13 protein-coding genes are annotated in these 19,092 nt (G+C 52.0%); 4 read left to right on the top strand and 9 right to left on the bottom strand.

The window, feature by feature from the left end; translation table 11 throughout:
* Positions 1–83 precede the first annotated feature (83 nt).
* The 7 genes from IEY53_RS08030 to IEY53_RS08000 form a co-directional block, all read right to left on the bottom strand.
* On the bottom strand, positions 84–971 hold the full coding sequence (locus IEY53_RS08030) for a glycoside hydrolase family 43 protein (RefSeq protein WP_189023722.1): 888 nt from the start codon (positions 969–971) through the stop codon (positions 84–86).
* 101 nt (positions 972–1,072) lie between these two features.
* Complete coding sequence (locus IEY53_RS08025; RefSeq protein WP_189023721.1) at positions 1,073–2,725, bottom strand: MGH1-like glycoside hydrolase domain-containing protein; 1,653 nt, start codon at positions 2,723–2,725, stop codon at positions 1,073–1,075.
* A gap of 23 nt (positions 2,726–2,748) precedes the next feature.
* Positions 2,749–4,071 (bottom strand): ABC transporter substrate-binding protein, encoded by a 1,323-nt coding sequence (locus tag IEY53_RS08020; protein ID WP_189023719.1) that lies wholly within the window; start codon positions 4,069–4,071, stop codon positions 2,749–2,751.
* 42 nt (positions 4,072–4,113) lie between these two features.
* Positions 4,114–4,953, bottom strand: coding sequence for a carbohydrate ABC transporter permease (locus IEY53_RS08015; RefSeq protein WP_189023717.1), 840 nt, complete (start codon positions 4,951–4,953; stop codon positions 4,114–4,116).
* Positions 4,954–4,956: 3 nt separating this feature from the next.
* Positions 4,957–5,871 carry a carbohydrate ABC transporter permease gene (locus IEY53_RS08010; RefSeq protein WP_189023715.1) on the bottom strand — a complete coding sequence of 305 codons (915 nt, stop codon included), beginning with the start codon at positions 5,869–5,871 and terminating at the stop codon, positions 4,957–4,959.
* Positions 5,872–5,939: 68 nt separating this feature from the next.
* Complete coding sequence (locus IEY53_RS08005; protein ID WP_189023713.1) at positions 5,940–7,544, bottom strand: response regulator; 1,605 nt, start codon at positions 7,542–7,544, stop codon at positions 5,940–5,942.
* Positions 7,519–9,315, bottom strand: a complete 1,797-nt coding sequence (locus tag IEY53_RS08000; RefSeq protein ID WP_308424212.1) for a sensor histidine kinase — start codon at positions 9,313–9,315, stop codon at positions 7,519–7,521. The genes IEY53_RS08005 and IEY53_RS08000 overlap by 26 nt, the downstream gene beginning before the upstream one ends.
* Before the next feature lie 152 nt (positions 9,316–9,467).
* Between IEY53_RS08000 and IEY53_RS07995 the strand changes: the two genes are divergently transcribed.
* Both IEY53_RS07995 and IEY53_RS07990 read left to right on the top strand, forming a co-directional pair.
* Positions 9,468–10,523 carry a LacI family DNA-binding transcriptional regulator gene (locus tag IEY53_RS07995; RefSeq protein WP_189023711.1) on the top strand — a complete coding sequence of 352 codons (1,056 nt, stop codon included), beginning with the start codon at positions 9,468–9,470 and terminating at the stop codon, positions 10,521–10,523.
* 119 nt (positions 10,524–10,642) lie between these two features.
* Positions 10,643–13,078, top strand: coding sequence for a glycoside hydrolase family 94 protein (locus IEY53_RS07990; RefSeq protein WP_189023709.1), 2,436 nt, complete (start codon positions 10,643–10,645; stop codon positions 13,076–13,078).
* A 199-nt stretch (positions 13,079–13,277) separates the two neighbouring features.
* Here the strand turns inward: IEY53_RS07990 and IEY53_RS07985 are convergent, their stop codons facing one another.
* Complete coding sequence (locus IEY53_RS07985; RefSeq protein ID WP_189023707.1) at positions 13,278–15,020, bottom strand: ABC-F family ATP-binding cassette domain-containing protein; 1,743 nt, start codon at positions 15,018–15,020, stop codon at positions 13,278–13,280.
* A 422-nt stretch (positions 15,021–15,442) separates the two neighbouring features.
* Entirely contained in the window at positions 15,443–17,413 is a 1,971-nt protein-coding gene (locus tag IEY53_RS07980) for a glycoside hydrolase family 127 protein (protein WP_189023705.1), read from the bottom strand.
* A gap of 161 nt (positions 17,414–17,574) precedes the next feature.
* Between IEY53_RS07980 and IEY53_RS07975 the strand changes: the two genes are divergently transcribed.
* Together IEY53_RS07975 and IEY53_RS07970 are read left to right on the top strand one after the other, a co-directional pair.
* Positions 17,575–18,447 carry a helix-turn-helix transcriptional regulator gene (locus IEY53_RS07975; protein WP_189023703.1) on the top strand — a complete coding sequence of 291 codons (873 nt, stop codon included), beginning with the start codon at positions 17,575–17,577 and terminating at the stop codon, positions 18,445–18,447.
* A gap of 106 nt (positions 18,448–18,553) precedes the next feature.
* Entirely contained in the window at positions 18,554–19,072 is a 519-nt protein-coding gene (locus tag IEY53_RS07970; protein ID WP_189023701.1) for a DUF3231 family protein, read from the top strand.
* Positions 19,073–19,092 lie beyond the last annotated feature (20 nt).

The raw sequence follows: 19,092 nt of genomic DNA, 5'->3' as shown, positions 1-19,092 counted from the left end.
GACAATCATAGCGCATGAGCGTTCTGCAATTCAATGCACTTTCTCTTGCGATTTCTTATACAAACTCTTTTCAATTGATTTCTCTACTCCGCTGTCTTCCATTCACCCTTCTCTTCGATGAACTCCAGAAAAAAAGGACGTTCGTCCGGCGTCTGATTGGGTGAATGGACGGCCAGCATAAACTTGTTCTCAAATGTCTTGAAGACCATGCCATGTCCACCGTCTTGATGAAAAAGCGGCTGTTCCTGGTGTATCCACGGCCCCGCAATCCCTCCGCCCTCCGAATGTGCGATGCCAAGGGCATAAGTATTGTGGATGAAGCTCGCCCACAATAGATAAAGAGTGCCATCGTCTGCCTGGAACAGAAAGGGACCATCCGTCACATAATTCTCCTGTCCCTGATATTTGATAGAACTGTAAGGTGTCGTCCAAGGTGCTTCCGAACCCCGGAACAGAACAACCGGCTTGTCTGCGGCCTGCCGCAAATCTCCGGAAAGACGCATGGCGCAGATCTCCCCGTCCCCGGTCTGCTGCCATTCATGGCAGAATATCATCCACGGCTGCTGCTGTTCATCCACATACAGGGTCCCGTCAAGCGAGCTCCATTCTACAGGGGTTACCGGACCTTCACTATGCGGCAGGAACGGGCCGAGCGGATGTGCTGCCGTCAGAACTGCGGTCCCCAGCAGCTCATTGTCCTTGCGGCGGAAGGTAGCGAACATGAAATAACGCCCGTTGTATTCATATACCTCCGGCGCCCAGAAGTTCTTCTCCGCATAGAAATCCGGTCCGGGGCGAAAGGCCGCAAACGGCCCTTCACAATGTTCCAAATCCGTACCCGTATAGACATCGAATCCTGTTCCCCGGCCCCAGATATTGCTGTCGGTACTGCCGAATAAATAATAGAGCCCTTCACGCTTCACCGGCAGCACAAACGGGTCCCGGATCTGCAGGCTGACATTCTTAATCATCCCTATTCCCCTTTCTTGAGTTTTTTCAAAGTATAGGTCTTGGTCGTAACTGCGGTGAATGTTTGGACTTCCGGCCGCTGTAATGTTCTGGTTCAATCTATCTAGCAGTATTCCGGCACAATGACACCTATATCGCTGATGCTGGTCATAGCCCCGTTGTTGTAAGCTAGCTGTTCATTGCCTTTGACTGCGAAAGCTATCTGCTTGCCCTCATACCAGATGCTTCCCTCAATCGTCCGGCTGCTCATCCCGATCAGCTTGAGCAACCTGCCCGCCCGGTCCGTTACAACACGTACGCCAAAAGGAAAGCTCAGATACTCCTCACCGTTCCGGCAGATGACCGCCCTCTCCCGTGTTGTAAGCAGCTCATACGCATGGCCATCCACCGTCCGCGCATATTCCGTCTCCTCCGCTGCTGCCTCTCCGTTATCCATGGGATAGGGAAGCAATCCGGTGAACCAGAGCTCCCCGCCAGCCACAGGCAGAATGCCGCATAGCCGTTCCACATAATCCAACAGGCAAAGAATAGCCGGGGAATAAGTCTCTGTATACCCTTCTTCTCCCGTCCATGGACTCAAGCATTGTCCGAACCGGCTCATCCGGGACAACGCCCCGAGGATCGGCTGGATCACCCAGGTCAATTCCACATAACGGCCATGATGCTCAAAAGCATGCGGGGCGCGGATTAGACTCAGGAAGTTGGAAGCCCCGCCCCAGCTGTTGTAACTGGAGAAGGGGTCGAACCTGGGATCATCCATGGCCAGGGACGTAAAGGGATATTTGGCAAAAAATTTACGGGTATTCAGCAGATACCGCCTCAGCATAACATCAAAAAATTCGCGGTCCCCTACTTCACAGGCCAGCACGCGCAGCAACACATCCGATTGTACACGCACAAAGCGGCCGGTTCGGTCACGGTCATAGAAGAAGTGATCCTCTTCATCGAAGCAGGACTGGAACAGGCTGGCCCGGCTCGCTGCTGCTTTCGCCAGCCAGACGCAGCCATCCTCTCCCAGCTCCTCGGCGATCTTCGCCAGATACAGCCGCTGGCAATAGACATTGGCTGTTAAATCCGGGGCCAGAAAGGGCAGGATCGGCGAATCCGGATCACACTGGGCCGCATCCTCCATATGCGCCGTATCAGGCACATGCCAAAAACGCGGAGACAGGTCATGTCCGGTGTCAAAGGTGCAGAAAGCTTCCACGCAGCCGCTCCCGCGCGTATTCCGGTGGAGGGAGAGCCAAGTGTCAAACCGTCCCATTGCTTCGTACATCCGGCGGAGGAACGCCTGGTTGCCCCCCTGCTGTTCATAGTGATTCCAGACACTCCGGGCCAGTGGGGTGACCATCTGAATCTGCCGGAAAGCCGGGCCTGCCTGTGTGACTTTATAGGGCAGCAGCCCATCCTCCCGCTGATGCTCTGCGAACAGGCTGAAGGTAGAACCGGCCACTCCGGGCAGGAAGCGGGACAAAAGTTCGGCACTGATCGTCCCCGTGCTCTCCAGCCAGCAGCCCGGGTAAACACCTCCCTCATGAAGCACCGGAGCCTCTCCGGAATCAGCGGGCACTATACAGTCCATAAGCTTGTGCAAGGCTGAGTAGTAAACGGCTTCCAGCCTGCCCGAAGAGGCGGTAAATTTGACCCCGGACGACTTCCACTCCGCAAGTGCAAGGTAATCCGACGGTTTCTTCAGCATCCCCAGCCGATCTTCGGGGGATAACTCCCGTAGCCTCATCAGCCGTTCATGGTCCATTTCCTCATCTCCTTATGCTCCGTTTAAGGGGTGCTGCCGAAAATTTGCAGCGCGCCGTTATAGAAATCCGCTACCCCCTGCTCCACGCTTTTTTGACCAAACCCTATTTCCTGCACCGCTGTCTCCGCCAGCTTGGAGAATTCCGTAAAGTTCGGCGGGTTGTAGCTTACGGCAAAAGGCTCCTTAAGCGTCGCCTCAGACACACGGTTGGTGTAGTCATAGACGATCTGCTCCTGCGCAGAGGCATCCAACATCAGCAGCTCGCGCATCTTGGAAGTAACGGGAACGCCGCGGTCACTGCCTAGAATACGGGCGGCATCGGGATCGTTGACCCAGTAATTCATCAGTGTGGCAACTTCCTTCGGATGCTCGGTCTTCGCATAACCGGACAATCCTTGGCTGGATTCAAAAACAACCCCTGTTCCTTTTGGACCGCGCGGCACCTGAACCATGGTCAAGGTGTCCTGAATCAGGTTCTGATGGGCAGTGAATTGATTCGAGGGAATCAGGCTCATGGCCACCTTGCCGGTGACGAGCAGCGATTTGCTGGTATCTCCCGGCGGATTGGATACCTGCAGGTCTGGAGTTACAATGCCGCCTTTTTTATACATGTCGTTCCAGTAATTGAACCAGTCCACAGCATCCTGCTCTTCAAAGCTCAGCTTACCTTGCCCCATGTCGTAGAGCTGCTTGCCTCTTTGCTTCAGGTAAATATCCATCCCTTCTACGGTGAAGTTGTAGGTGCCATAATAGCCTTTGCCCAGCTTCTTCGAGATCTCTTGGCTGATCCGGCTGTATTCTTCCCAGGTCCAGCCATCGGCCGGAACCGGGACCCCGGCTTTTTTGAATAATTCCGTGTTGATGGCCATGCCCCGGGCATTCGCTCCGGCGGAAATATGGACAAGCTTGCCGTCCAGTGTGCCGTATTCCACCATCGCCTTGTCCATATCGGCAAGCTTCAGCTCTTTGTCAACATAAGGCTGCAAATCGAGCAGCACTCCTTTTTCCGAATAATCTATGACATTGCCGCCGAGAAAAAACACATCGGGCGCCGTCCCCGAGGCCAGCTGGGTATTCAGCTTATCAAAGTAACCGGAGCTGGGAGCAAACTCCCCTATCACCTTGATGTGCGGATGTTTCTCCTCAAATTTGCGCAGCGCCTCATTGGTACGGTCTGCCCGTTTCTGGTCGCCCCACCACATGATGCGCAGCTCAACCTGATCCACGGATGTTTCCGGACCGCCGCCCGCTGCCCCTGCATTCTCCTTATTTCCGCTCCCGCCGGAGCATGCGGTCGTTCCAGCCAGCAGCAAAGCCATCATGCCTACCCCTAAATGTCTTCTCATTCAGACTAACCTCCCATGATATGGTGTAATCGCTTGCAGGTCTCATTTCAGGCCTGTGGTCGCAATTCCTTCGAGAAAATGCTTCTGAAACAGCAGAAAGATGGTCATAATCGGCACCAGTGAAAGTACCGACATCGCCAGCAGAGCTCCCCAGTCGGAATCGCCGGAAGGGTCATACAACGAACGGATGCCGAGCTGCACCGTAAACAGCTTGATCTCGCTCAAATAGATCATCTGGCTGAAGAAATCATCCCATGTCCAGATAAACGTGAAGATCGCTGTCGTGATCAGCGCCGGAACCAGCAACGGAATGATAATGCGGAAGTAGAGCTGGCCGGAGCCGCAGCCGTCAATGGTCGCACTCTCATCCAGCTCGCGCGGGATGCCGCGGATGAACTGGATCATCAGCAGAATGAAAAAGGAGTCATGCGCCAGCCACTTGGGCACAATCAGCGGCAAATACGTGTTGATCCAGTCCAGCTTGCTGAAAATAATATATTGCGGGATCAGGAGCACGTGGTAAGGCAGCATAATCGTCACGAGCATGCAGGCAAACAGCACACTTTTGAAGCGGAATTCCAGCCGGGCAAATGCGTAGGCGGCCAGCGAGCAGGTCAGGATATTGCCAATTACCGACAGCACGGAGATCACAGCGGAATTCAGAAAAAAACGGCTGAAAGTAATGCCCTGCAGCCCCTTCCACCCATTCACATAATTGTCCAGGGTAAAGGTCTTGGGCCACAGCCCGGAGCTTGCGAAGATCAGATTATTGGGCTTAAAAGAGCTGGCCAGCAGCCACATCACTGGATAAAGCATCAGCAGGCCGCAGGCGATAATTAGCAGGTGTTTGCCTGCCTTGAAGAGGTTGGGCCGGTTCGCCATCCGTCACTTCCCCTCCCTTCCGTCACCGTAGAAGACCCAGAATTTCGAGGTCACAAACACGATCGATGTGAAACCGCCAATGATAATCAGCATGATCCAGGCCAACGCTGCCGCATAGCCCATGTCGAAGAATGAGAACCCTTTCAGATAGAGGTACAGCGTATAGAACAGCGTGGAGTTGACCGGACCGCCGCGGCCGTCGCCAATCACATACCCCGGGGTGAACACCTGGAACGAATTGATAATGCCCATGACCAGGTTAAAAAAAATAACCGGGGACAACATCGGCAGGGTAATCTTGAAGAACTGCCGCAGCTTGTTCGCCCCATCCACCTGGGACGCTTCATACAGATCGGCGGGAATCTGCTTGATCCCGGCCAGAAAGATGACCATCGCGGAGCCAAACTGCCAGACGGACAAGGTGACAATCGTGGAGAGAATGTAGCTCGGATGGGATATCCAGGCCGGTCCTTCAATTCCGAATAGGCCGAGGAAATGGTTCACCAGCCCGTCGCCGGCAAAGATCTGCCGCCAGACAATGGCGATGGCCACACTCCCCCCCAGTAAGGAGGGAATGTAATAGACCGTCCGGTAGATACCCAGCAGCCGGATGCCTTTGTTCAGAGCCAATGCGACCAGCAGGGCAAAGATCATTTTGAGCGGCACCGAGAACAGCACATACTTGAACGTCACCGCCAGGGAACGGTAGAAATAATCATCGGCCGTAAAAATCTGCCTGTAGTTGGCGAGGCCCAGCCACCGTGGGGCGTTCAGCAAATTATATTTGGTCAAGGACAGATACAGGGAACCCAGCATGGGGCCCAGGGTTAAGCCGAAAAAGCCGATCAGCCAGGGAAGCAGGAACAGGTAAGCCGTGCCGCCGCCGTGCCTGAAAGCCGATCTGTGAGCCATTTTCATATGCGCCTTCTCCTTTGCTTGGATTGGATATAGGCTCATTATAGAAAGGTTCACGGCCGGCTTGAATGCTATTTCTTCGGCTCTGTGTTATCAAATTTTTCGGGTGGCTGGCGGAGGCGGTAGTCGGAGGGTGACTGCCCGAACCTTTTTTTGAAGGTGGAGCTGAAATAGCTGGCGCTTGAGAATCCGCTCAATTCGGCAATATCCGCCAGGCCAAGTGTGGTATTCTCCAGCAAATGAACGGCCTGGGCCATCCGGGTCTCGGTCAAATAGGCAATAAAACTTGTGCCAACCTTTGTTTTGAACAGCTCCGAGAAGTAGGAGACATTGTAATTGAACCGCTTGGCCAGTTGTGTCAGATGGAGATCATACATGTAATTTCCGGCGATATATTGCTTGGCCTTGGCGACCGCCGAGTCGTCGGCATCCCCGGCGGCCTGACCCCTGGAGGCCTGCCCGGCCAACTCCAGCAGGAACCGCAGCGCTTTGTCGACGTTGTCCAGCCGGCGAACCATTTCAGGGCGCAGCCATAGCTGCTGCGCTCTTTCCCGTCCTTCCGGGGAGCCGCCCAAGGTCGTATCGATCAGCAGATTGAGCTGAAAGATCAGCTTCACAAAAGCGGACTGCGACTTCACAAAAGCCAGCTCCAGTTCCCGGTGAACCGCAAGCCCGAAGCTGTCCAGCCGCCCTTGAACCAGTTCCCCGCGAAGAACGCGGCTTCTCTCCTCGGTGAGCAGGTTGTCTGCCTCAGGATGCTCTTCTCCCGGGTCCCCGGCAATTCTTTCGGCCAGATTCCAGGCCAGCAGTGCAGACATAAAACCTTCTTTCCATTGTTCAAAACCCTCCACCCGGCCGCTGCAGCCGAGGGCAGGCTCCACGCCCAAATGTCCGGTGATGCAGGCCGCCAATTCCGCCGCCAATCGGGCGGCATCCACAGCTTCATCCCGTACGATGTAGTGAATCAAGGCGGGGTAGCCGGGATCACGGAAAACCTCGCAGACTTCGGCATGCCCGGCGGCAAATTCCCTGCCCATCAGCTCAAACGCCAGACGCAGCTTGTCCGGCGTACGCCCCTCCCGGCTGCACCCGGCTGCCCATTCGCGCAGCCCTGCGGTGATGAAACGAACGCCACAGTGCTCCCATGTCTCCAGCTCAAAAAGCCTGGCCCGCTCTTGATAACCGCCACTGTTCTCTGCTTCCCCTTTTACTAGCTGAACCAGAAAATGCTCCTTCATCTCCCGGTAGTATTGGGAGAGCCGCCACTCGGTCAGAGCCCGCCTGTCCTGGCCGCTGCGCTCCTCGTCCAGTTCCTGCTTCACCCTGTGCAGTACGGCCATTAACTCATCCCCCGCGACCGGCTTCAGCAGGTAATCGCGGGCCTGATTACGCACCGCAGCCCGGGCATAGCCGAAATCCTCGTAGCCGGTGATAACGATCATCTTCAGCTGCGGATACAGCCTGTGTCCATCCTCCAGAAAGGACACACCGTTCATCACCGGCATGTCCATATCTGTAATTACGATATCGACAACCTCCTGCTGAAGCCGCTCCAGCGCTTCCGTTCCATGACCCGCTTCACCGACAACAGTCATCTTAAGCGCCTCCCAATCGGCTTTTAGACGCAAGCCCTGGCGGATCTCCGGTTCATCATCCACGATCAATACGCGATACATGCTCATTCCTCCTCTGAACGGGCAGACTTAATTCGATGTAGGTACCCCGCTCCGGTTGCGATGCCACCTTAAACACAAATAACTCCCCGTAGTACAGCCGGCAACGGGCCAGCACATTGCGCAGCCCGATCTGGCGTGATTTGCTGACCAGGATCTGGTCCAGCTGCTGGTACACGGAGCTGGCTTCCAGCTCCCGGACCAGCTCCGGTGCCATGCCGATTCCGTTGTCGGCAACCGATAGACAGACCCGGCCCTGCTCCTGCCGCACCATGACCGTCACCCTTGCCTCGGATTGCCGGATAAAGCTGTACTTCACGGCGTTCTCGATCAGGGGCTGGAGCAGGAATTTGACGATTTCCAGATCCTCCAGCTCCCCCTCCTCCTCGATCCGCAGCTGCAGCCCCGCGCCGAAACGGACCTCCAGGATAGACACATAATAACGTACATATTTCAGCTCCTCGCGGAGCGGGATCAGATCCTCGCTGATCCGCAGCGAGAAGCGCAGCATTTTGCCCAGGGAATCAATCACCGTGACCGTCTCTTCGGTCCGCTGCTGGATTGCCAGGCTGCTCATCAGCTCCAAGGTGTTGAACAGAAAATGGGGATGGATCTGCATCAGCAGCGCTTTGTATTCGGCCTGCTGTCGCAGGAGCTTTTGCTCAAATTCGGTTTGGATATGATGGCGCAGCTGCTTCACCATAGTGTGGAACGTATCCGTGGCATAATCGACTTCGCTGCGTACCCTGCGCCCCTGCGGGGTCAGGCGTTCCGCCTGGACGAAATCCCCTTTCTGCACATGGCGCATCGCCGATACCAGCCGGGAGAGGGGTTTCGTCACACCCGATGAAATCCAGTAGGCTAGCAGCAGCGCGGCAATGAGCAGTACGGTAGCAAAACCGATGATCGTGCTGCGCAGCTTGAAGAGCTTCGCATAAAGATCCTGTTCCGAGACAAAGCCCACGAGCATCCAACCCGTGATGGGCAGCTTTTTGTAGACAAGTATGTGACTGGCCCCCTGCGCGTCCTTGAGATAATCAACCCCCTGCATCGCCTTATGGGCAAGGATCGACTGGACTTCCCTGGCGGCACCCGGATAAGCCTGATATTCCTCCTGTGACAGAATCGGGTGCCCCTGCTGATCCAACAAGAAAATGGTACCGCTTTCACCAAGGTGTATACGATTCAGCGGCTCCAGCAGGAACTCGGCTTTGACATTGACCTTCATCACATTCCGGGCCAGAGACGGCTCAAAAATACCAATCGGCAGCAGCAGGCTGACCACCTCATAGGGTTTCGCTCCCCTGATCTCAGCCTGATCCTCATGCGCGGGGACCCAGTGATTGCTATGCCGGATAAAATTCCTGTACCAGTCCTCCTGCTTATAAGAGGCATCTTTTACCACCTGGTTATCTGCGCTGATCCTCATCCCCTCTTCCCGATAAATAGAGACGGAGGAGACACTTGTATAGTTATTGGTGGTCTGGGTCAGCAGCTTGCTCAGCGTGATATTGGACAGCATTTTCTGTCCGTCGGTGGAGTCCGGATCGGACAGCACCGCATCCCATTTCTTCGTTACATCGCTGTTGAAGATCAGGGACGACAAGTCATAGCTTTGCAGCAAGGCCATATGGATAAAGGAGCCGTATTCGTCCATTTTCTCCAATGCCGAAGACTCAATATAGGAGCGGATAATGGAGCGGGACTGGTTAAAGAGCAGCCATGACATCGTCCCGAACGACAGCAAAAGCAGCACCACGAAAAAAGCGATCAAGCGGTTTTTGAGCGAATAAAAGATAAGACCCCCTCCTTCTTGCAGCAGAATTACGGTCTATTATATAACAGAATAAAAAAAATTGATTTCTGGCTCCATCTATTCTACAATAAGCTCATAAACGCGCGTTTACGATTAAAGGGGGGTACACCATGCGCAGCGAAGATATTGCTAAGTTAGCCGGGGTTTCGCGAAGCACGGTATCCCGGGTGATCAACAATTACGCAAATGTCCCTGAAGAGACCCGGCTCAAGGTGCTGAAGATTATTGAGCAGCATCAATATGAGCCGAACAGCTTTGCGCGGGCGCTCGCCGGCAAGAAGACCGATACCATCGGGCTGTTCGCAATCAGCATGAATGAGAAGGAGAACACGACCCGGATCTATCAGAATAACTATTTCGCCCCGTTCGTGGATGCCGTAGTAGACACAGCGAACGTCCGCGGGTGTTATGTCCTGATTCATACGGTCTACTCTCCCGACGATTTCCTGAAGGTCAAGCAGGCTTTCCTGCAAAAGCGGATTGACGGCGGCATCATCGTCGGCACACAGAAGGATATCGATATCGTCCGGGAGATGGTTGGACTGGAATCCCCGCTCGTGCTGATTGATTACGACATTTCGGAGATTATGACGGAGCACCTGGACCGCAACCATCTGGCTATCGTGAATTCCAAGGATTATGAAGGCACGACGGAAGCGATTGAGTATTTGATCGGCCTGGGCCATAAGGAGATTGGTATCATCTGCGGGCAGATGAATACGTATTCCGGACGGGAGCGTTACATGGCTTATGAGGATACACTGAAGCGGCATGGACTTCCTTTGCAGCAGCAATTCATTCTGAAAGGGGATTTCCTGAAGGAAACCGCCTATGAAGAGGTCACCAAGCTGCTGGAGTCAGGCACTGCCTTGCCTACCGCCTTCTTTTCTTCCAATGATGATATGGCTATATCGGTCATGGAAGCGTTCTCTGCACATGGAATCTCCGTTCCCGAAGATATCTCTATCGCCGGATTCGATGATATCCAGCTGGCCTCGCGTATTCAGCCCAAGCTGACGTCCGTACGTCTGCCTATCTATGAAATGTCCAAGGCTGCCGTTGAGAAAGTCATCGAGCTGTGCGATGCGCAGCATCCGACCTTCAGCACGATCAGTTTTCCGGCCCGGCTGATTGAGCGGGATTCCTGCCAGCCGCCTAAGAAGTAAGCTTTACAGCAGCTTGTACCGCACTGATCTATAGTTTTTTGAAATCTCCCTTTCCCCCGAGGGACTTTTTTCCCGCTTCAATAAACGCGCGTTCACAATCGAAAGGAGAGTTTTCTCTTATGAAATTCGGAACCTTTGACGACAACCGTAAAGAATATGTAATCAACACCCCCAAGACACCTTATCCTTGGATCAACTATTTGGGCAATGAGCAATTTTTCGGCCTGATCTCCAATACTGCCGGCGGTTACACTTTCTACAGAGACGCCCGTCTCAGAAGATTGACCCGCTACCGTTATAATAATATCCCGCTCGACACAGGCGGCCGCTACTACTATCTGTATGACAACGGCGATTTCTGGACCCCTGGCTGGATGCCGGTGAAACGCGATCTGGATTCCTATGAATGCCGTCACGGTCTGGGGTATACCTCCATTACCAGTGAGCGCAACGGTATCTCTGTGAATCAATTGGCGTTTATTCCGCTCGGCCACAATGCCGAAGTGCACCGTCTGGTGGTGAAAAATACAGGTTCTGCGGAGAAGTCCGTGAAGCTGTTCTCTTTTGCCGAATTCTGTCTGTGGAATGCCCAGGATGATATGACCAACTTCCAGCGCAATCTCAGCACCGGTGAGGTTGAAGTGAAGGATTCCGTAATTTATCACAAAACCGAATACCGCGAGCGCAGAAACCACTACGCGTTCTACTCCGTGAACAAGCCGATTGACGGCTTTGATACGGACCGTGAAGCTTTTGTCGGCATGTACAATGGTCTGGACAACCCGCAGGCCGTAGCTGCCGGAGAAGCCACCAATTCTGTAGCCAGCGGCTGGTCCCCTATCGGATCGCACGCGCTGAACATTACCCTTGCACCGGGCGAGGAACAAAGCTTCATCTTCGTGCTAGGCTATATCGAGAATCCGGAAGATGAGAAATGGGAAGCTCTGAATGTCATCAACAAGAAACCGGCACTGGCCGTTATGGAGCAGTTCGCTACCGATGCCCAAGTAGATGCGGCCCTTGCGGATCTGGCGGCATACTGGGATAACCTGCTGTCCAAATATCAGATTCAAAGCGGCGACGACAACCTGAACCGCATGGTTAACATCTGGAACCCGTATCAATGTATGGTTACCTTCAACATGTCCCGTTCCGCTTCTTATTTTGAATCCGGAATCGGCCGCGGTATGGGCTTCCGCGATTCCAACCAGGATTTGCTCGGCTTCGTGCATCAAATTCCTGAACGTGCCAAAGAGCGTATTCTCGATATCGCCGCGACACAGTTTGAAGACGGCAGCGCTTATCACCAATATCAGCCGCTCACCAAAAAAGGAAACAACGAAGTCGGCACCGGCTTCAACGATGATCCGCTCTGGCTGATCCTCGGTACGGCCGCTTACATTAAGGAGACTGGCGATACTTCGATCCTGGATGAGCAGGTTCCTTTTGACAGCAACCCGGATAATACAGCGACCTTGTTCGAGCACTTGAAACGCTCCTTCGAGCATGTAACGAACAACCTCGGACCGCATGGTCTGCCGCTGATCGGCCGCGCGGACTGGAATGACTGCCTCAATCTGAACTGCTTCTCTACCGAACCTGGTGAATCGTTCCAGACTACGGCGAACATCGAAGGCCGTGTAGCGGAATCCGTCTTCATCGCCGGATTGTTTGTTTTCGTAGGGCCGGATTATGCGGAAATCTGCCGGATGCGCGGGCTGGACGATGTGGCTGCAGATGCTGTAGCGAAGATCGACAACATGCGTGAGATCACGTTGACCCACGGCTTCGACGGCGACTGGTTCCTGCGCGCCTACGATCACTATGGCGACAAGATCGGCAGCAAGGAGAATGAAGAAGGCAAGATCTTCATCGAGCCGCAAGGGATCTGCGTGATGGCCGGTATCGGCGTGGAAGACGGTCAAGCCGCGAAGGCGCTAAGCTCGGTTGAAGAACATCTGGATACCGAATACGGCATCGTGCTGCAGCAGCCGCCTTACTCCAAGTACTATCTGAACTTGGGCGAAATCTCCACGTACCCTCCGGGCTACAAAGAGAATGCCGGTATTTTCTGCCATAACAACCCGTGGATCATGATCGCGGAGACGGTGCTGGGCAACGGTAACAGAGCTTTTGATATTTATAAAAAGATTGCTCCAGCCTACCTGGAGGATATCAGCGAAGTGCACCGTATGGAGCCTTATGTGTACTCGCAAATGATCGCAGGTAAAGACGCCGTCCGTCACGGCGAAGCCAAAAACTCCTGGCTCACCGGTACCGCTGCCTGGAACTATGTGGCGATTACCCAGTCCATTCTCGGCATTCAGGCAGACTTTAACGGTCTGAAAGTAGACCCTTGTATCCCTGCCGAGTGGGACAGCTTCGAAATCACCCGTGTCTTCCGTGGAGATACGTATGTGATCCAGATCAAGAACCCGAACCATGTGTCCAAAGGTGTGGCCCGCCTGACCCTGGATGGCACGGCCGTTGAAGGCAACATTATCGCTCCTGTGGGCGACGGTGCCGTGCATCAGGTCGTTGTGGAATTAGGTTAAACCACCAAGCAAAAACCCCGTGCTCCGCTGATTACAGCGGAGAGACGGGGTTTTTGTTATCTGATTTTATGAGCACAAGGCGTAGGTGTTATCCCTCATTGTGCGGAGGTGTCAGGGCCGGAGCTAGTGGGATCTCTCCACCCGTTGACTGGCACCGGCGCAATCAAGGTAGGAAATGATTATTTTTTTGATAACTGATTTAGAGCAACTTAATCAGCTCTTCTAGCTCATCAAGCAATACTTTTGCAAGGACAAAATCAGTATCTTTTAAAGCCAATTCTATTTTCGTTTCAACTGACTTTTTCTTTTGTTCAATTTCTAAATAGTCTCTATCAAAATGACTAGCATAAATCATCTTTTTAAATTTTCGTATATTCATCTTTCTAATCGTCTTATCGTCAATGATTAAAACATAATCCATACCATTTACCACAGAATAGAAATCATGCGAAATCATAAGAATCGCACCTTTATAGTCTTCAATGGCTTTTTCCAGTGCTATTTGTGAATAGGTGTCTAAGTGACTTGTCGGTTCATCAAGAAGCAATACGTTTGCTTTACTTGCACAAACTTTAGCCAATTGAAGCATATTTTTTTCTCCACCAGATAAAGATTCTATCTTTTGATTAACGATTTCTCCTTCAAAGCCATAGTCTGAAATATATGATCTAATTTCTTCATAAGTTTTAAACCCAGCATCGATGAATTCCTCTAGTATTGTATTAGAATCCTTCAGCATTTCGCCTTGAAGCTGAGATAAATAAGCCACCTTAACATCAGCATTTATTTCAATTGAATCATGATTATTTTTAAAGATTTCTCGGAGTAAAGTCGTTTTTCCGGTACCATTTGGACCGATAAGGGCTACTTTATCAGTAGATTTTATCTCAAAGTTAACATTTTCCAAAAGCAACTCATCAAAGGCAACACTATAATTATTGACATTTAAAACAATGGTGTCTTCTTCAATTTCATTATCAATTCCAAAACTGATATTCGGTTGCTTAATATCTACAAACGGCGCTTTAATTCTACGAGCTTCCAATCTTTCTTGAAATTTAACTCTGGCTTTTAAAGCTTTCCCTCTAGATGCTTCTGAATTATAAGTTGCGATAGCTCTAAGATTATTGATGATGTTCTCATTTCTCTCAATTTCTTCATCCTCTGCGATTGTGAGTTCTTGTAACTCAATTTTAGTTTGAAGTAATGAGAAGTTATAATCAATATATCGTCCATCAAACTCTTGGATCTCCATGTTTTCAAGGTGCATAATTTTGTTAAAACAATGATTCAATAGATATCGGTTGTGCGTAACCACTAGCAGTATTCCTTTATGAGAATTAATAAGATTTTTAAGCGCATTTAGGTTTTCAAAGTCTAAAAATACATCCGGTTCGTCCATAATCATTATGTCTGGACACTCAAGCATTTCCTTTATCACTTGAATAAGTTTGAATTCCCCACCACTAAGGTCGGCTACCCTAAGATCTTTTCGCTTCATGAGGTTTGCTAGATTTAGTTTCTTATTAATATTGCTTTCAAAATCATCCCCACCCATTGCATCAAATGCGTCTAAAGCTAATTGATACTTTTCTAGTAACGGATCAATATCCGATGATGTTTCCATTTCAGTGCAAATCAATTGAATTTCACTTTGAATCTTAATAAATTCTTCTCCTATATATTCAAAAACAGTTGTTTCTTTAGTTTTGTCTGGTTGTGAGAACTGACTTACATACCCAATTTTGCAAGTCGGGTCAATCTCTAACAAGCCATCAAACAAATATCTTTCTGGATCCATCAGTATATCGATCAGTGTACTTTTCCCACTGCCACTTGTTCCTATAAAAGCGCAATGTTGTGCCTCTTCAAGCGTAAATGAAATGTTTTTATATAGTTCTTTTTGCGGAAATGAGAAGGATAAGTTATCAGCTTTTATCATAATATTACCTTTCTTTATAACTAAATTTGTGACTATTATTAGATGTATTGAAGAGCATAGGTTTTGAGTTTACCGTTGACAGAATAACACTGTTTACAACCAACTTCAATCATTTCACATCAAAGTTGTTCGTGAAATCGAATGAGAGGTATTGATTTACAAGCGATTACGTATGGTTTTGAATGATCATATATCCACTTTAAAAGCACGTATGTCATGAGTGCTGCGAATAATTGCACCAGCCGAACCCGTTTCGCCTTCAGATCGTGGACTTCCAGCAGTTCCTGGAAAAGAGTCGCCATTATATACTCAAATCGACCGTAATTAAGACTAAATAAGCTGCCTCCGGTAAAGTCCCGGAAGCAGCTTATAGTTTAAGATCCTTAATCTGTCTTCTATAATATGGCGTCGCTACCAAAGAGTTAGGACCGGCCTTCGGCGATCCATACCTTCATCTCTCCGCTGCCGCGGTTGCCCCAGAGGTAATAAGGGACCGCCTTGACTGGGACTGGCTCCACAGGTGCCTTGGTCCTGCCATACAGCCCTCCGTTCCAGCCTGACGGGTTCACCCGCAGCCCGGAAGTCTCGACCACAACCGCCCCGCCAAGCAGCGTCTCCTCGAACCTTTCGCTGAATCCGCTGTCTGCAGACAGTGAAATTGAGCTGAGCGGCTCGCCGTTGTCGACGCCTTCCAGACAATATACCAGCGGTCCACGCTGAATAGCAGCTTTGTGGGCATCCTCCCGCAGCTGCGGATGGGCGAATACAAGATGTGCCTCCATCGGCAGCCGTATTTCAATCACATCTCCCGCCTGCCATGCTCTCCGGATTATCCGGTAGCCCTGCTCGATCTCTTCATCCATCGCCACTGCCTTGCCGTTCACGGTAATCTCCATCCCGGTGCTCCACGCCGGAATACGCAGGGCCACCCCGAACTCCGCTGCTGCACCCGGGGCCGGATTCACCTCCAGGCTAATATGGCCTTCCCACGGATAGCTGCTTTTTTGCTTGATGCTTACCTCCGCACCGCCCAGCTTCGTGCTCAGCTCACTGCCGATGTACAGATTCGTATAAAGTGTGTCGCCGTGCACCGTATATACATACTGGTTCAGCGAAGTCAGCAGGCGGGCCACATTGGGCGGACAGCAGGCGCAGCCGAACCAGCCCTGCCGCTCAGCTTTGACATGATGTTTGCCGGGATTGCAGCTGCAGGCCTGCGGCCAGACCTCCAGAGGATTCACATAGAAATAGTGTTTGCCGTCCTGTGCCATGGAACCAAGCACATTGTTGTAAAGCGCCCGTTCCATCACCTCGGCATACCGGGCATCCGGTGTCAGACGTAACATCCGCTGGGCGAAAAAAATCAGGCCGATGGAAGCGCAGGTCTCCGCATAAACCGTATCGTTCGGAAGATCATAATCGAAGGTAAAGGCTTCTCCGTGATGGGTGGAACCAATGCCGCCGGTGATATAAAGCTGCTTCTTCTCGATATTGTTCCATAGCCGTTCGCAGGCTTTGCGTAGCGTCTCATCTCCGGTAAGCGCGGCAAGGTCGGCCATTGCAGTATACATATATACCGCCCGTACAGCATGCCCGGTTGCTTCGTTCTGCTCTCTTACCGGTACATGGGACTGATTGTAGCTAAGATCCAAGGAATCCGTCTTGCCCGTCCAAAAGTTGGTTTTCCCGCGCTTTTCCCACTCTTCTTGCAGGAAATGCGGCTGCTGCCCGCGCTGGTCGATAAAAAAGCCGGCCAGCTGCAAATATTTCTCTTCTCCTGTCAGACGGTACAGCTTCACCAGTGCCAATTCGATTTCCTGGTGCCCGTCGTATCCCTTCAGCTTGCCTTCTTCCGGCCCAAAGACGGAAGCGATATGATCGACCATCCGGCGCATAATATCCAGCAGCTTCGGCTTGCCGGTGGCTTCATAGTATGCCACAGCCGCTTCAATAAAATGCCCCGCACAGTACAGCTCATGGCAGTCGTTCAGGTTGGTCCAGCGCTTCCCTGGTTCTTTTATAGTGAAATAGGTATTTAAATACCCATCCTGCTGCTGGGCCTCGCCGACCAGGTCGATCACCGCATCCGCCTGCCGTTCCAGCTCCGCATCCCGCTGAATAGCCAGCGCGTAGCCTACCGCTTCCAGCCACTTGGCGACATCACTGTCCTGAAACACAAAACCGTGGAACCCCCCTTCTCTCCGGCCTGCCGCAATCTCAAAGTTGGCAATGGCGTGGCTCGGCTCCGCCTCCGGCACCCTGTCATGAAGCGCCTCATATTGATAGGGAATCACAACCTCCTGTACCAGCCGGATATACCGGCCCCAGAAATCGTCCTGAATGCTGACCTTAGGATTTATTGTAACGTTTTGAACCTGCGTAGTTCTGCTCATCGCGCTCTCCCTTTCTACTTGTTTCCTACTCGCTATTTGTAATTATAGACGGTACAATAAAGTAAAAACAGCAGCATACACAACTTAGTTTTTGTACTATTTCACACTCATAAACAAGAGAAAGCCCGGCGTTCGGCACCGGGTTTTAAAAGGAGGATCAAATGACATTTCCACCTGGCTTTATCCATCTGGCTGCCCCGCCTTTTCCTTATTTTCTGGAATGCAGCCGCACCCTGTATGAACCCGGCGATTCGCACCCGAGCCGCAACAGCATCGGTCTATTTGACCTGATTATTGTGGAACAGGGATGCCTGTTCCTCGGCGAAGGCAGCAGACAATGGGACGTTCCGGCCGGCCACACGCTGCTGCTGCTTCCGGACCGTTATCATTATGCTGTGAAACCTTGTGAAGAGGTGACCTCTTTCATCTGGATACATTTCCATACTGTCGGTTCCTGGACGCTCGCGGAAGGAGATCCGGTCTATATGAACCGCGAAGCGCATTTCCGGGATTTCCTGATTCATCCGTACACGATCCGTATCCCGCAATTCGGTCCTCTGCCGGCTCCTTTCGAGCGCAGCGGCCAGGCGGAGCTGCTGCTGCAGCTGTCCGCAGGACGGCGTTCCAGTGCCGTGTGGCAGCAGCAGCGGATCTTTGAAGAAATGCTGCGGATGATGGACCTGGCCCAGCATGATTCCACCGGCAGCCAAGCCATGGATATCGCCGAGAAGACCGAGGCCTATCTCCGGAATCATTATGCGGAGCCGCTGACGAATGCTTCGCTTGCGGACGCGCTGCACTTTCACTACAACTACCTCGCCCGCTGCATGAAGCGGGTATATGGTCTGACACCGATGGAATATCTGACCGATTACCGGCTGGAGCAGGCCAAGCTGCTCCTGCTCAAGACGGAGATCCCGATCTCCGCTGTTGCCGAGCGTACCGGCTTTGAGAGCACCGCTTATTTCTCACGGCGTTTTGCCCGCAGAATCGGTACCTCTCCGCTGCGCTTCCGCAAGCAATATTCCCGTTAACTTCGGGAAGCCGAATTTCCGGGCCAAGGACCCGCATAAAACAAGCCCCGCCGGACAAGCTAATTTCACATTCTTACTTCATCCATCCTAAAGGAGCTGTTCCCATATGGTTATTCCAAGCAGCAACCCCAAAGACGAAGCGATGCATACTGGCCCAACCTTCACAGCATGGCAATTTGCCGCCAAAGCCCAAATCACCCTGTCCACGCTGCAGGCTTTTCATTATCATGCTGCGGATCAGGAACTGAAGCACTTAATTGATGACCTGATGGATCAGACCCAGCGCGGAATCAAGGACTGTGACAAACTCCTTAGGGCGGAAGGGATTCCGCCTTTCCCTCCGCTGCCTGACCGTCTTTCTGTGAAACCTGCGGAGATTCCCTCCGGTGCCCGCCTCTCCGATCTTGAAATTGCGGCCGCACTTTCCGGCGTAATCTCAATGAGCCTGGCAGAATCCAGCCAGCTTATGAACATGTCCATCCGGGCAGACCTTACGGCTTTATTCATGAAAATACACGCGGCTTTGGCAGCCTCGGGGCTTGCTCTGCTCAAAATAAACAAACACAAGGGCTGGCTGCCCCCCCTTCCCGTTCAGATCAGACAGCCGGAGCTCGTTCACGCCTGAACCCTTTGTCTCTATCCTGC

It is taken from the genome of Paenibacillus albidus (assembly GCF_014644435.1).
Lineage (GTDB): Bacteria > Bacillota > Bacilli > Paenibacillales > Paenibacillaceae > Paenibacillus_AQ > Paenibacillus_AQ albidus.
Note: the sequence above shows the minus strand (reverse complement) of the source record. Positions and strands in the feature narration are given on the sequence as shown.